Annotated in this window: 8 protein-coding genes and 1 pseudogene; 3 read left to right on the top strand and 6 right to left on the bottom strand. The window is 62.5% G+C overall.

Annotated elements, in window-relative coordinates:
• Positions 1 to 48 precede the first annotated feature (48 nt).
• From V1286_RS19200 to pdxR, 6 genes are all read right to left on the bottom strand, one after another.
• Positions 49 to 1,698: a long-chain-fatty-acid--CoA ligase gene (locus V1286_RS19200; protein WP_334481731.1), complete on the bottom strand. Its 1,650-nt coding sequence runs from the start codon at positions 1,696 to 1,698 to the stop codon at positions 49 to 51.
• A 32-nt stretch (positions 1,699 to 1,730) separates the two neighbouring features.
• On the bottom strand, positions 1,731 to 3,053 hold the full coding sequence (locus tag V1286_RS19205; RefSeq protein ID WP_334481733.1) for an aminotransferase class III-fold pyridoxal phosphate-dependent enzyme: 1,323 nt from the start codon (positions 3,051 to 3,053) through the stop codon (positions 1,731 to 1,733).
• Positions 3,050 to 4,636, bottom strand: a complete 1,587-nt coding sequence (locus V1286_RS19210; protein WP_334481735.1) for a hydantoinase B/oxoprolinase family protein — start codon at positions 4,634 to 4,636, stop codon at positions 3,050 to 3,052. The genes V1286_RS19205 and V1286_RS19210 overlap by 4 nt, the downstream gene beginning before the upstream one ends.
• Positions 4,633 to 6,642, bottom strand: coding sequence for a hydantoinase/oxoprolinase family protein (locus V1286_RS19215; protein ID WP_334481736.1), 2,010 nt, complete (start codon positions 6,640 to 6,642; stop codon positions 4,633 to 4,635). The genes V1286_RS19210 and V1286_RS19215 overlap by 4 nt, the downstream gene beginning before the upstream one ends.
• A 73-nt stretch (positions 6,643 to 6,715) precedes the next feature.
• Positions 6,716 to 8,326: an ABC transporter substrate-binding protein gene (locus V1286_RS19220; RefSeq protein ID WP_334481737.1), complete on the bottom strand. Its 1,611-nt coding sequence runs from the start codon at positions 8,324 to 8,326 to the stop codon at positions 6,716 to 6,718.
• Between the two features lie 203 nt (positions 8,327 to 8,529).
• Positions 8,530 to 10,038 carry a MocR-like pyridoxine biosynthesis transcription factor PdxR gene (gene pdxR, locus V1286_RS19225; protein WP_417021160.1) on the bottom strand — a complete coding sequence of 503 codons (1,509 nt, stop codon included), beginning with the start codon at positions 10,036 to 10,038 and terminating at the stop codon, positions 8,530 to 8,532.
• 282 nt (positions 10,039 to 10,320) lie between these two features.
• On the opposite strand from pdxR, the pseudogene V1286_RS19230 reads away from it, so the two are divergent.
• The 3 genes and pseudogenes from V1286_RS19230 (at position 10,321) to V1286_RS19240 (ending at position 13,468) form a co-directional block, all read left to right on the top strand.
• A pseudogene (locus V1286_RS19230) lies at positions 10,321 to 11,434 on the top strand (BMP family ABC transporter substrate-binding protein).
• The gene (locus V1286_RS19235; protein ID WP_334481741.1) at positions 11,431 to 12,540 is read left to right on the top strand and encodes an ABC transporter permease; all 1,110 of its coding nucleotides are present in this window, start codon (positions 11,431 to 11,433) and stop codon (positions 12,538 to 12,540) included. The pseudogene V1286_RS19230 and the gene V1286_RS19235 overlap by 4 nt, the downstream one beginning before the upstream one ends.
• 1 nt (position 12,541) lies before the next feature.
• Entirely contained in the window at positions 12,542 to 13,468 is a 927-nt protein-coding gene (locus V1286_RS19240) for an ABC transporter permease (protein ID WP_334481743.1), read from the top strand.
• Positions 13,469 to 13,479: the final 11 nt, after the last annotated feature.

Here is a 13,479-nt window from a genome sequence, read left to right on the forward strand (position 1 = left end):
GGAGGTTTCGACAGTCTCGTTGGCGTCTGCGGCCGATGCCAGACTCCGTCACTGATTCCACTCTGCATCCTGCAGGAGACGCCAGCTGATCTTGTTGCTCTCGGTGCGCGGCAGGCTGTCGACCAAGACCACCGAACGGGGCGCCTTGTAGCTCGCCATCCTGTCGCGCGACCAGGACAGAATATCTTCCGGCCGGATTGTCGACCTCGCGGCCTCGTGTACGGCCACCAATGCCTTCACGGTTTCTCCGCGATAGCTGTCAGGCGAAGAGATCACACAGCATTCCCTGATGGCGGGATGCTCGTACATCATCGCCTCCACCTCGGCCGGCCAGACCTTGAAGCCGCTGACGTTGATCATCCGCTTCAACCGGTCGACCGCGAAGAAATAGCCCTCGGCGTCGCGATAGCCGAGGTCGCCGGTCCGCAGAAAGCGCCTGCCGTCGAACTGGATGAAGGTGTCGGCATCAGGCTTGTTCCAATAGCCCCGCAGCACCTGCGGCCCATGCACGATGATTTCACCCACGGCACCGTCGCCCAGTTCCTCCAGCGTATCGGGATCAATCACCCGCGCATCGGTTTCATGCACGGCAATGCCGAGACACTGGCACTTCGGTGCGGCAAGTGGATTGAGATGCGTAGGCGACATCGTCTCCGTCATGCCGTATCCCTCGATGTAATCGAGGTTGAAACGGGTTTTCAGCCGCTCGGCGACCGCGGCGGGCATGGTTGCGCCGCCGCCAGTCAGAACCTTCAGCCGCGCGAAACTGCCGTCACGGAACCCCGCACTGGCCAGAACGTCGACGATCATCGTCGGCGCGGCGTTCCAGAACGTCACGCCGTGCGCCTCGAACAGATCCGGGATCAGATCCTTGTCCCATCGGGCCATCAGTACGAGCGTAGCGCCCGCGACGATGGCGGCATTCATCGATCCCTGCATTCCCGCGACGTGGAACAACGGCATGAATCCGGTCATGACATCGTTGTGGCCGAGCCTGTACCAGCGCGCCTGAAGTACCGCGGTGAACAACGCACTGCGATGGGTGTGCATGCAGGCCTTTGGTTTGCCTGTGGTGCCGGATGTGTACGGCATGATCACAAGATCATCCGGCGCTGCGGTCATTGGCGTCGGTGATTGCGCCTGAGCGATCGCCTCATGCCAGCGGAACCATCCCGGGGAACTCGGCTGCTCGTTCGATTGCCTCACGCAGGCTGGCAAGGCGTAGGGTGTGTCCGTGGGCACCTCGTCGCGATAGTTTGCGACCACGGCATGCGAGAGCACCGTTCCCAGCAGCGGTGCGAATATTTCGCACAACTCGCTGCCGACAATCGCCACCGTCGCCCCGCTGTCGGCGACGAGAAAGGCGATTTCCTCGGTCTTGTTCATCGGATTGACCGGCACGATCACCGCGTCCGCCCGCATCACTGCGTAATACGCAATCATATATTGCGGCGAGTTCTGCAGCGCGATCAAGACGCGATCGCCACGTTTGACGCCGCACACATGCTGCAGAAAGCCCGCCATCGCGTCGATGCGCTGGCGCAATTCGCCATAGCTCAGCGTCGCTCCATAGAAGGCGGTCACCGGATGACGGGGGCGCTGCTGCGCAGCACGCGCCAACGCATGGTAGAGCGTTCCCTCAGGCATCGGCAGGTGCCAAGGTTCGCCGACCGGCCAGAGTGGAGACACGCTGTTCATTGGCTGCCTATCGACGACTTTAGCTCAACCCCCTATCGGCCGTGGCTCGACGCGGCATTCCGGTCGTGCTCCTCGTCGGCAATCTGCAGGCCGTGATCGAGCGCATCGAGCAGCTGATGAGATTCATCGGCGGAGATCACCAGAGGCGGCGCAAGGAACAACGACGTCTGTTCGCCGCTGGTTCCAATGACGGCACCCGCCTCCAATGCACGCAACGCCACGCGGGAGGCGACGGGATCCTCAAGGGTATCGGCGCGCCACGTCCGCCAATCCGGTCCATGCAGCTCGATGGTCCAATGCAGGCCCTGCCCCGCCACACGTTTTACGCTCGGATGCCGCCGGGCGATCTCGAGCAGACGTTGGGCGAACAACCCTTCGAGCTGCCGCACCCGGGAGAGGATATCTTCGCTCGCGACCACGCGGAGGTAGGCGCTGATGGCGGCCATGCTGATCGGGTGACCGCGCAACGTTCCGTAGTTCTGCCAGCTCTTGCCCCTGAGTTGCTCGACGATGGCTTTCGACACCACGACCGCCGCGACCGCCGCCGCGCCGCCCCCCAGCGATTTGCCGAGCGTCACGATGTCCGGACGGCTCTCGGCGCCTTGGAACGCGAACCATCGCCCCGCCCGCCCCGCGCCGGTCACCACTTCGTCGGCGATCCAGATCGATCCAGCCTCGCGGGCCCGCAGCGCCAGTTGGTCCTGATATTCGGCGTCGTAGTAAATGCCGCCTTGCGTATAGTCGATAATCGTTGCGGCGGTATCTGCCAGCGTGCTTGCGGCGTCGGCAAGATATTGTTTCGCCGACGGATTGTTCGGAGGCGCACCATAGATCGCGCCATCGGGCGCGGACAGAATACGAACCGGCGCCATGGCGGCAGGGAGCTGCGAGCCACCGGCATGCACCGCCAGGCCGCCATGCCATTGCGGCTGCACGGTCATGCTGCGGGAAAGACCGACCAGGCCATGATAGGCGCGCTCGCGGGTGGCCAGCGCCGTGCGCTGCGTCAGTGCCTGACAGAGCGAGAGCGCCATATCGTTCGCCTCGCTTCCGCTGATGCAGAAGCGGACGGCACCGACCCAATCCTCTTCACCCTCGAACGCTACCCGGATCAGGTCGTCGGCGGCTTGCTCGCGCCCGATCCAGGTCCAGCCTTCGTTCACGACGGGAGTGTCCGCAGCACGACGGATCGCTTCTACCATCGCCGGATGGCGATGGCCCAGGCCGCCGCCGGTATTGCTTCCGTCGATCAGGCGCCGGCCATCCTCGAGATGGAAATAGACACCCTCGCCCCCGACAACGGTAAGCGGTGCGCTGTCACCCGCATTCAGGCCGGTCCGCAAAAGTTTGCTCATCGAGAAATCTCTTTCGCGATTCCATAACCGCCGCCACCGCAGCTTTCGATGGTGACAAGATCGTCTTGCTGCAGCACCAGATTCGACTTGCCATCGATTTCGACATTCGCGCCGTTTCTGATCAGCGATACCCGGCAGGTCTCGCCGGGTTGACCGCCCTGCATACCGAATGGCGGGATCACCATCCGCTCGATACAGGTGGTCAGGTGCATGGACGGCGCGAGAATCCGATAGGAACGCACCACGCCGTCCCCGCCGCGGTATTTTCCGGCGCCGCCGGACTCGCGGCGAATGGTTTGCTGTTCGACCCGGATCTTGTAGTTGGCCTCGATTACTTCGGCCGGCGTGTTGGACGTATTGGCAAGGTGTACGCGCGTCGCCGAAACGCCGTCGCGATCATGGCGTGCGCCCTCGCCGCCGCCATGGACCTCGTACAGCATCTTCCAGGAGCCATCCGACCGTGGCTCGGCAAAGAAGAGTACACTGGCGGTCGTTGTCCCGCCTGCAGACAGGCGCTCCGGAATTGCGTCCTGCATCCCGCGGAAGATTGCATCGACGATGCGCATTGAGGTTTCGTGATTTCCAGCCGCGACGGCCGCCGTCCACCCGGGCTCCAGAATCGAGCCCTGACGCGTGACGATCGTGAGCGGCCGCAAGGCGCCTGCGTTTTGCTGCATCTCGCGCCCGCTCATGATGCGCGCCGAATAAGCCACCGCGGAACGCGCAATGAACGGCGTGGTGTTGCAGAAGTTCGAGGCCCGGTCGGCGCTATCAGACAGATCAAAGGTTGCTTCGTCTCCGGCGATGGTGATCTTGACGTGAATGCGGGCGGGTTCGCCGCCCGCGCCGCCATCGTCCAGGTAGTCCTCGCCTTCATAGACGCCGTCGGGCAGTTCACGGATCGCCTCGCGCATCTCGATCTCCGACAGATCGTGCAGACGCGCCAGCGCCACGGTGAAAACATCCTTGCCGTGTTGCCGGCAAAGCTCCACGATGCGCCTTTCGCCGGCCTTGGTTGCGGCGATCTGTCCAAGCAGATCGCCCTCGCACGCTTCGGGATCGCGCACATTGGCCTTCAGAAGCTGCATGATCGGCGTATTCACGCCTGCTGCTGTCGCAATCAGAACCGGGGGAATGCGCATCGCCTCCTGAAAGGTGTCGATGGCCTTGGCGAAGTAGCTGCCCGGCCATGTCCCGCCGATATCGGGCCAATGCGCGAGGCTAATGGCGAATGCGACGATATCGCCGTCGACGAAGACCGGCCGAACCACCTTGACGTCGTTCAGATGGTTGCCGCCGAGCGCACCAAGATTATAGATCAGAACGTCGCCGTCGTTCAGGCCGCTGACAGGCAGGACTTTCAGCAGTTCCGGAACGGTGTAAGCCATCGCCCCGAGATGGATCGGAATATCCCTGCCCTGGCCGACCAGATCGCCCCTGGCATCGGTGATCGCCGACGACAGGTCGCCGGCTTCGCGCAGCAGTGGCGAACGCGCCGAACGCGTCATCACCAGGCTCATCTCCTCGGCCGCCGCCGACAGGCCATGCCGGATCACCTCGACGGTAAACGGATCGAGCCTCATGGCGTCACCTTCGTCAGAAAGAGATGACCGATCGCGTCCGGTTTGACCTGCCAGCCCGGCGGGATCACAACCGTGGACCACGCATCTTCAATGATCGCAGGCCCAAGGACCGCTTCCTTCATGGAAGCACGGTCTACGATCTCAGTCGCCACGTCATGAACACCATCGAACGAGCATCGGCGTGAGGTCGCGCGCAGTTTTCGGATAGCGGTCGTGGGGCGATCGACGATGGTGGTCGATGGCCGCCGCGCCTGCACGCGCACCGATTCGATGACGCAACTCTCGGCCGTCGCATAGCCGAACAGTTCGTGGTGACGGGCGAGAAAATCTTCCCGCAGCCGCGTAGCGTCCAGCGGCAGAGAGAATGGGACCGCAATGGCGTCATTCTGCGCGGCATATCGCATCAATGCGATCAGATCGACATCGATCGCTGCGCGCGTAACTCCGTTGGCAATCAACGGCTCCGACGCCTGCCCGATGAGTATCTCGATCCGCTTCAGCACCCGATCGAGATCGATGCCATCCAGTGCGACGCGGAAGGTCTGCTGCTGCAGAAAACTGAAATCGGCGGTCAGGCAGCCAAGCGCGGAAAAGGCGCTCGATGCGTTGGGCACCACGATCGAGCCGATGCCGTAGAGATCCGCCAACCCCGCTGCATGCATCGGACCGCCACCGCCAAAGGCAAGGAGCGTACAGTCGCGCCCATCGATGCCGCGTTCCACCGTCACCCGGCGCAGCGCCCGCGCCATGGTGGCGTTGGCGACCTTGACGATGCCGAGTGCAGTTTCCTCAAGACTCAGATTCAGCGCCTGTGCAATGGGCGCAATGGTGCGCCGGGCAGCCTCGATGTCGAGACTGATACGGTCCCCGAGCCGCGTCTCAGGATTGAGATAGCCGAGCACGGCGTTGGCATCGGTGATCGTCGGCGCAGTGCCACCGCGGCCATAGCAGGCCGGGCCGGGTTCCGACCCCGCGCTCTGGGGTCCCACGGTCAAGCCGCCCGGCCCATTGCGCACGATCGAACCACCTCCCGCACCGATCGAGTGAACCGCCAGCATCGGCTGACGCAGCGGTCGATCCCCGAGCATCCGGCCGTCCGCCATCTCCGCCTGTCCATCGATGATCAGGCAGACGTCGGTGGTGGTACCACCCATATCGAAGGTGAGCATTCTCGATGTGCCGAGCTGGCGCGCAATGCTGACCGACGCCGATACACCAGCCGCCGGCCCGGACATCGCCATCACCAGGGGGCGCCGCTTGACCGTGGCAATCGGAACCATGGCTCCAGCGGAATGGAACACCTGCAGGCCGGGCCCAATCGGCAAGCGCTGCTCCAGCTCACTCAAATATTCGACGGCAATCGGCATCGCCGCCGCATTGAACACCGTCGACGACGTGCGCTCATATTCTCGCGCCTCCGGATTGACCTCATGTGACAGCGAGACATGCGGCACGATCGCCTTCAGGCGCTCAGCCAGCATCCTCTCATGCACCGGATTGGCGTAGGCATGCAGCAGGGCCACCGCCACGCTTTGCACACCCGTTTGCTTGAGCCAGGTCACCAGACGATCGATCTCGCAATCCTCCAACGGCTTCAGCACGTTTCCTTCGTGATCAAGCCGCTCAACCAAGCCAAAGCAAAGCTCGCGCGGCACCAATGATGGAGATTTTGGCGGGATGTCGAGGCGGTAAAGATCACGGCGCCGGTAGCGGGCGATATCGAGCACATCCTCGAATCCCGCGGTGGCGATCAGCGCGACCTTCGGCAGACGCTCCTCGACGATCGCATTGGTCACCCGCGTGGTGCCATGGACGAAACGCTTGACCTGATCTTTCTGCAGCCCGACGGCTTCGATGGCTTCGAGCATCGCATCGACCGGCGCATGCGGACGCGACGGAACCTTGGCAATCCGGGTTTCGGCGGGATCACGACGGATGGCAATGATATCCGTGAACGTGCCCCCGATATCGGTTCCGACTTCCCATTCCCTGTCCGAGCCGTTCATTTCATTCCTTGTTCAGGCATTGCCTTCTTTCACAGCGCATCGAACAAGGCAGGGCGCGACGACGAAAGCCACATTATTGCTTGCGGCTCAGGTCGCGAAAGTCGAGCTGGCGATGAAACCAGTAGGTATAGCCGTCGAGGTTGGGTGCCATCACGGCATCCTGGTTCGCCTGCCAGAGCAGAACCAGCGGCATCTCCTTGACGTATTCGGCGATCATCTGCTTGCTCATCTCTTCGTACTTGGCCGGATCAAGTTCAAAGCGCGCCTTGGCCCCCAGTTCGGTCACACCAGCATTGTTCCACGAACTGTAGTTCCAGCGCTGATCGCCGGTAAAGAAGTTGCGGAAGAAATAGTCGGTGGTCGGAAGCCATGCCGTCGACCCTTCGGTAAAGAACGGCAGCCGCTTGTCGGTGATGGCGGTGCTCATCTGTGCGTCGGGCAGCTTTTGAATGTCCACTTCGATACCGATCTTCGCCAGCGATTCCTTGATAAGCGCGGCCATAGGTTCGGTGATCGCCGCCGAGCCGACGTTGATCGTGAACGTGGTCTTGAAGCCGGCGGCGACACCCGCCTCGGCAAGCAGTTGCTTGGCCTTGACCAGATCGGTCCTGGTCGGCATGGCTTGCGGAAAATCTCCGGTCGGAGGCTCCGTCCAGGATGCGCCGAACAGGGCAAAGCCTCGCTTGAAAATCGCCGCCTCCAACATGGAGTCATAAGGCAGCGCCGCGGCGATGGCCTGTCTCACCTTGACATTGTCGAAAGGTGCCATCCGGGTATTGAACGCGACCATCGTGAAGCCGTTGCTTTGCGGCGTCGAATCCACCCTGAGCTTGCCGCGAGACTGCAGCGCCAGCACGTCACTGGCCTGGAGATCGGTGGCAATATCGGCATCGCCCTTTTCGATCAGATTGGCGCGGGTCGCGGGTTCCGGAACGGTCTGTTCGATGACCCGCTTGAAGAACGGCAACTGGCCGCCGCGACCGCTCTTCCAGTCATCGTTCCGCCGCAGCACCACTTGCTCGCCCGGCTTGAAGATCTCGATCGTGTAGGCGCCGCCGCCGGCCGTATTGGTCTTCAGCCATTCCTGCGCCCAGGGATCTTCTGATGTCGCATGCTGCCTGGCCAGTTTGCTGTTGAAGATCGGCGCGAGCGGCGTGGCAAGGTTGGAAAGCGCAAGCCGGTCCGGCTTGGGCAGGGTGACCGCAATGGTGCGCGCGTCGACGACGATAAACTGTTCGGGCGTGGTCAGCGAACCGGTCCCCAGCTGACCTTTTGAAAGGGACTTCGCACTCACGGCCCGGTCAAGCGACCATTTGACATCATCGGCGGTAATGGGAGTGCCGTCGTGCCACTTCGCATCTCTCAGCTTGAAAGTGATCTTGAGACCGTCCGGGCTGACTTCGTAACTCTCGGCAAGCTCGCCGCGGATTTTCGTACGATCGAACACCCAGACGCCGGCTTCGCGCTTGCGATCGAATGCCACGAGGCGATCGTAGGTGCTGGTCGACACGCCGAACGCCTCCCGCGTGGCTCCGGGCGTCGAAGGATCCAGGGTGTTGATGTTGTTGCCGGTCACCTGACGAAGCGTCTCGGCGCGCGTCTGCGCCTGCGCAACGACCGGCGCCGACAAAAGACAGGCCACGCCGATCAACAGCTTCAACGAGACGCCACGATCCGTCATCATCACCCTGTTTCCCCTGTGAAGGCCACCCGCGCGAATTTGTGACAGACCGGTCGAGGCACCGTATAGAGCCAGAGTTGCCGCAAACAGGTAGGCCAGCCACCCGAAATCGCCGCCTCACTCCTGCAAGGGACTTCTGCACTTTTCGGTGCTGCGTTGCCTGCGAAAGTAGCAGCGTCGCCCGTACACCAAACCACCGATTGCAGCTATGAAGTCCGGCCACTCAAGGATTCGGCCATTTTGGAAATGAGCCGGTGCGCATCCTCTGTCTGCAGCCGCCCATACCCGAACACCAATCCTTGCCGCGTTGGCTCGCCGAGATAGTTCTGCGACAGCGGCTGCACATGAATACCCGTCTTCAGCAGGAGCTTTGCCGCCTGGGTGTCGCTCAGCCGCGCCCGCATTCGCTCGGTAAAGAAGGCGACCAGATGCAGCCCGGTCGCTGCGGATGACACGGTCAAGTCGTCCGGCATCAACGTGGCGATCGCGTCAATCAGGGCAGCCCGTCTCTCGGCGTAAACCTTCCGCATTCGCCGCAGGTGCCTCAGCAGGTGTCCTTCCCGCATAAATTCCGCCAGCGCGACTTGCCCGATCCCAGATGTGTGGACATCGATCCGGGCGCGACCTTTTGAGAACGCCCTGATCAGGCGTTCGTCGGCGATCATGTAGCCGATACGCAGGCTAGGCATCACCAGCTTCGAGAATGTCCCGAGATAGATCACGCGTCCGTCGCGATCGAGCGACCGCAGCGAGGCGATCATGCTGTCTTGATGCCTGAACTCCGAATTGTAATCGTCTTCGATGATCCAGGCATCATTCCTGTTCGCCCAGTCCAAAAGCTCGAGCCGCCGCTCGAGCCCCATGCTGACGCCGATTGGATATTGATGCGACGGCGTCACGACCACGAGCTTCGCATTCGGCGCCAGCCGAATCCCCTCGGAGACGCAGAGCCCCTTGTCGTCGACAGGCACCGGAATGAGTTTCGCGCCGGCCGCCGTCAGCGTCCATCGGGCTTCGACGAACCCCGGCTCCTCGACCCAGACCTCGTCGCCCGGATCGAGGATCATCCGGCTGCAAAAATCCAGCGCGCCTGAAGTGCCGGAGGTCACGGCCACATTGCCCGGCGCACAGACGAGACCGCGAACCGATCCGAGAAAATTGGCGATTTCGCTCCGCAGCACCGGATGCCCCTCGGGCGGAAGATCCAGACAGTCGGAATTCCTGGGATTCTGCCAGGCCTGCCGCAGCAGCCTCGCCCATTCCTTGAACGGAAAGCTGGAGACGTCTGGCGCACCGGGGCTGAATTCAGACTTCCAGTTGGTGTCGTATTCGAACGCCAGCAGGGACCGCCAGCGATCGGAGACGGGGCCAATCTCGATCGCCGTTGAAGCAGCCTCCGAGACGAACGCAGCAGGCGCCGGGTTCACCTGCGCCTGCTTGACCGACGCCACGGTGACACCTCCGCGCGGTGTCGATTCCAGGTAACCCTCTGCATAAAGCAAATCCCACGCGGTCAGAATCACCGTTCGTGAACAGCCCAGTTCGCGCGCGATCTCCCGCGAACCGAGAAACTGCGTGCCGGCCGGAAGCGCCCCCTGCAGAATTCCGTTCCGGAGATGCGCCGCGATCTGCAGATAAATCGGAACCGCTGACGCACGATCGATATGCACGCCGGCGATCGACACGCGCTTCTTTTGGGAACGGGACTTTTCCATAGACGAAGGACTTAGCTTTGAGCGCGGCCAACCGGCAACCGGATCGAGTTGCGATTGCTCAGCTACGTTGCATACAACATGCGAATTATGCCGTAAATTTAGGCATGTAACCTGCTGCACAAGATTCAGTCGAGCGGTCATATCCGATTATTTTCAAATGGTTACGACCAAATGCTCATCGAGAAATCTCTGGCACGAACATTGCGACACCTCTCCTGAGCTCCGCCGTTTCGGCGCGGCTGCGCAATGAAGGGCGACCCGCTCGCCCAGAGGGAGCAGGCAATGGATTTTGGCAGGATTTCACGACGGCATTTGTTGCAAGGCGGCGCGGCGCTGACGCTGGGTTCGGCATTTGGTGCGCACTCGGCGCTGGCGGCCGACACCACCATCGGCTTCATCTATGTCGGGTCGCGCGACGACTACGGCTACAACCAGGCGCATGCGCAAGGTGCTGCGGCGCTGAAGAAGATGCCCCGGCCTCAAGGTGGTCGAGGAAGAGAAAGTCCCGGAAACCGACGCGGTCGAAAAGACCATTGAGTCGATGATCAATCTCGACGGTGCGACGCTGCTGTTCCCGACCTCGTTCGGATATTACAACCCGCACATGATCAAGATGGCCAAGAAGTTTCCAAAACTGCGCTTCGAACATTGCGGCGGGTTGTGGAGCGACAAGGATCCCACGAATGCCGGCAGCTATTTTGGCTACATCGACGAAGCCCAGTACATCTCGGGCATTGTCGCCGGCTATTCGACCAAGAGCGGCAAACTCGGCTTCGTCGCCGCAAAACCGATCCCGCAGGTGCTGCGCAATATCAACGCCTTCACGCTAGGAGCCAGGCTTGCCAACCCGAAGGCGACCACGCAGGTGATCTTCACCGGCGACTGGTCGATGCCGGTCAAGGAAGCTGAAGCCACCAACAGTCTGATCGACCAGGGCGTCGATGTCCTCACCTGTCACGTCGATGGTCCGAAGACCATGGTCGAGAACGCCGCCCGCCGCGGCGCGATGGTCTGCGGCTATCACGTCAACCAGTCGCCGCTGGCGCCGAAGGCCTATCTCACCGGCGCGGAGTGGAACTGGGAGGCGCTGTATCCGAAGTTCGTCAAGATGATCGCCGCGGGCGAAGCTATCCCGAATTTCTATCGCGGCGGCTTGAAGGAAGAGATCGTGAAATGCTCGCCCTATGGCGAGGCGGTCTCGGCGGAAGCGCGCAAGCACGCCGACGACATCAAGGCCAAGTTCTTGTCCGCCGAAGGCTACACCATCTTCAAGGGTCCGATCATGGACAACAAGGGCAAGGCGGTCATTGCCGCCAGCACTGATCGCGGCCAGAAGGATCCTGAGCTGGAGAAGATGGACTATCTGGTCGAGGGCGTGCTCGGAGCAACTTCGTGACCACTGAGACGGCGGATCCTGTCGAGGCGGTCGCAGTCTCTCCGGCCGCCGATCCCGGCTTCCTGCAACGCTACGGCGCGACCATCGAATACATCCTGATACCCGGCGCGGCGCTGGTCGGCGCGCTCGCGGTGTTCGGCATATTCGTGGCCCTGTTCGGCAAGAACCCGCTCGATTTGTATTTCTACATGTACCAGGGTGCGTTCGGCACCTGGTTCTCCTGGCAGAACACGCTGACGCGCGCCGCACCCCTGATCCTGACGGCGCTATGCACCGCCCTGCCCGCACAGCTCGGCATGGTCATCATCGGCGGCGAAGGCGCGCTGCTGATCGGCGCCTTGTCTGCGACCTCAATCGCTCTAGCCATGCCGTGGGCACCGCCGCTGGTGGTACAAATTGCGATGGTTTGCGCCGGCGTCGCAGGCGGCGGGCTCTGGATCACGCTTGCTGGTGCGCTCCGGCAATACCGCGGCGTCAACGAGACGATCTCGAGCCTGCTGCTGGTCTATATCGGCCTTGCTGTCCTCAACCATCTGGTCGAGGGCGTGATGCGCGATCCGTCCAGTCTCAACAAGCCCTCGACCCGCGAAATCGGCGCCGCCAACATGATCGGCAGCATTCCCGGCACTGACGTGCATTGGGGGCTGGCGTTCGGCCTGGTCGCGGCCCTGGCGTCCTATATCCTGATCTATCACACCGTGTTCGGCTTCGCCGCGCGGGTCGCCGGCGGCAACATCCGTGCGGCCAAAATTGTCGGCCTCGGCGTCAGCAAACTGATCCTGACGATTTGCTTCCTTGCAGGCGGCGCAGCCGGCCTTGCGGGCATGATCGAGGTCGCGGCCGTGCGGGGCCGCACCAACGCCAACCTCGCCGCGGGCTATGGCTTCACCGGCATCCTCGTCGCTTTTCTGGCGCGGCAAAATCCGCTGGCCGTCATTCCCGTCGCGATCCTGCTCGGCGGAATCAGCGCCAGCGGTGGGCTGCTGCAACGGCGACTGGGCCTACCGGACGCCTCCGTGCTGGTGCTGCAGGGGATCATCTTCGTCTTTGTTCTGGCCAGCGACGCGCTGTACGGGCGGATCGGGTTCCTGAAGGGAAAACCTTGACATGGCGGACGGATCGATCGGACTCTGGACCGTTCCCTTGGCCGTGTTCGGCGGCGCCATCCGCGTCTCGACGCCATTTTTGTTCGTCAGCCTGGGCGAATGCATCACCGAGCGCTCGGGGCGCATCAATCTCGGCCTCGAAGGCACGCTGATCATGGGTGCGATGAGCGCCTACGGCATCTCCTTTCTCTCGGGTTCGCCCTGGCTTGGCGTGCTGGCGGCCGGCATCACGGGCGCCCTGCTCGGCGCGCTTCATGCCGGCATTTGCTCGCTGCCGCGGGTGAACGACATTGCCGTCGGCATCGCGCTGATGCTGTTCGGAACAGGCCTGGCGTTCTATCTCGGCAAACCGCTGATCGAACCGACCGCGGCGCGCCTGCCGGCGATTGATTTCGGCTGGTGGAGCGACATCCCCCAGGTGCGGGCGGCGCTCCGGATCAATGTGCTGTTCCTGATCGGGGTGGCGATCGCGCCGATTTTGTTTTGGGCGTTCCGAACCACGCGCTGGGGTCTGTTGATCCGGACCGCGGGCGAAAGTTCGGATGCCGCACGCGCGATGGGTTATTCCGTGCTCTGGATCCGGTTGCGCGCCACCATGGTCGGCGGCTTTCTCGCCGGGATTGGCGGCTCGTTCCTGTCGCTGTTCTATCCCGGCAGCTGGAACGAGGGCCTCTCCTCAGGTCAGGGCATCACGGCGGTGGCGCTGGTGATCTTCGCGCGCTGGGACCCGATGCTGTGCCTGTGGGCCTCATTGGCCTTTGGCGGAGCGGCAGCACTGGGACCGGCGCTGCAATCGGTCGGCGTCACCTCCGGCTATCATCTGTTCAACGCCGCGCCCTATATCCTGACGCTGGCGATCATGATCATCACCTGTTCGCCGAAGCGCACGCTGACCGGCGCGCCGGCCGAACTGTCCATCACCCGATAGGCGGGAGCGAA

The sequence above is a fragment of the Bradyrhizobium algeriense genome, from assembly GCF_036924595.1.
GTDB lineage: Bacteria > Pseudomonadota > Alphaproteobacteria > Rhizobiales > Xanthobacteraceae > Bradyrhizobium > Bradyrhizobium algeriense.

Bases quoted from the DNA above. Each gene is read 5' to 3' on its own strand.
- V1286_RS19200 (WP_334481731.1), bottom strand. From the start codon at position 1,698: ATGAACAGCGTGTCTCCACTCTGGCCGGTCGGCGAACCTTGGCACCTG.
- V1286_RS19205 (WP_334481733.1), bottom strand. From the start codon at position 3,053: ATGAGCAAACTTTTGCGGACCGGCCTGAATGCGGGTGACAGCGCACCG.
- V1286_RS19210 (WP_334481735.1), bottom strand. From the start codon at position 4,636: ATGAGGCTCGATCCGTTTACCGTCGAGGTGATCCGGCATGGCCTGTCG.
- V1286_RS19215 (WP_334481736.1), bottom strand. From the start codon at position 6,642: ATGAACGGCTCGGACAGGGAATGGGAAGTCGGAACCGATATCGGGGGC.
- V1286_RS19220 (WP_334481737.1), bottom strand. From the start codon at position 8,326: ATGATGACGGATCGTGGCGTCTCGTTGAAGCTGTTGATCGGCGTGGCC.
- pdxR (WP_417021160.1), bottom strand. From the start codon at position 10,038: ATGGAAAAGTCCCGTTCCCAAAAGAAGCGCGTGTCGATCGCCGGCGTG.
- V1286_RS19240 (WP_334481743.1), top strand. From the start codon at position 12,542: ATGGCGGACGGATCGATCGGACTCTGGACCGTTCCCTTGGCCGTGTTC.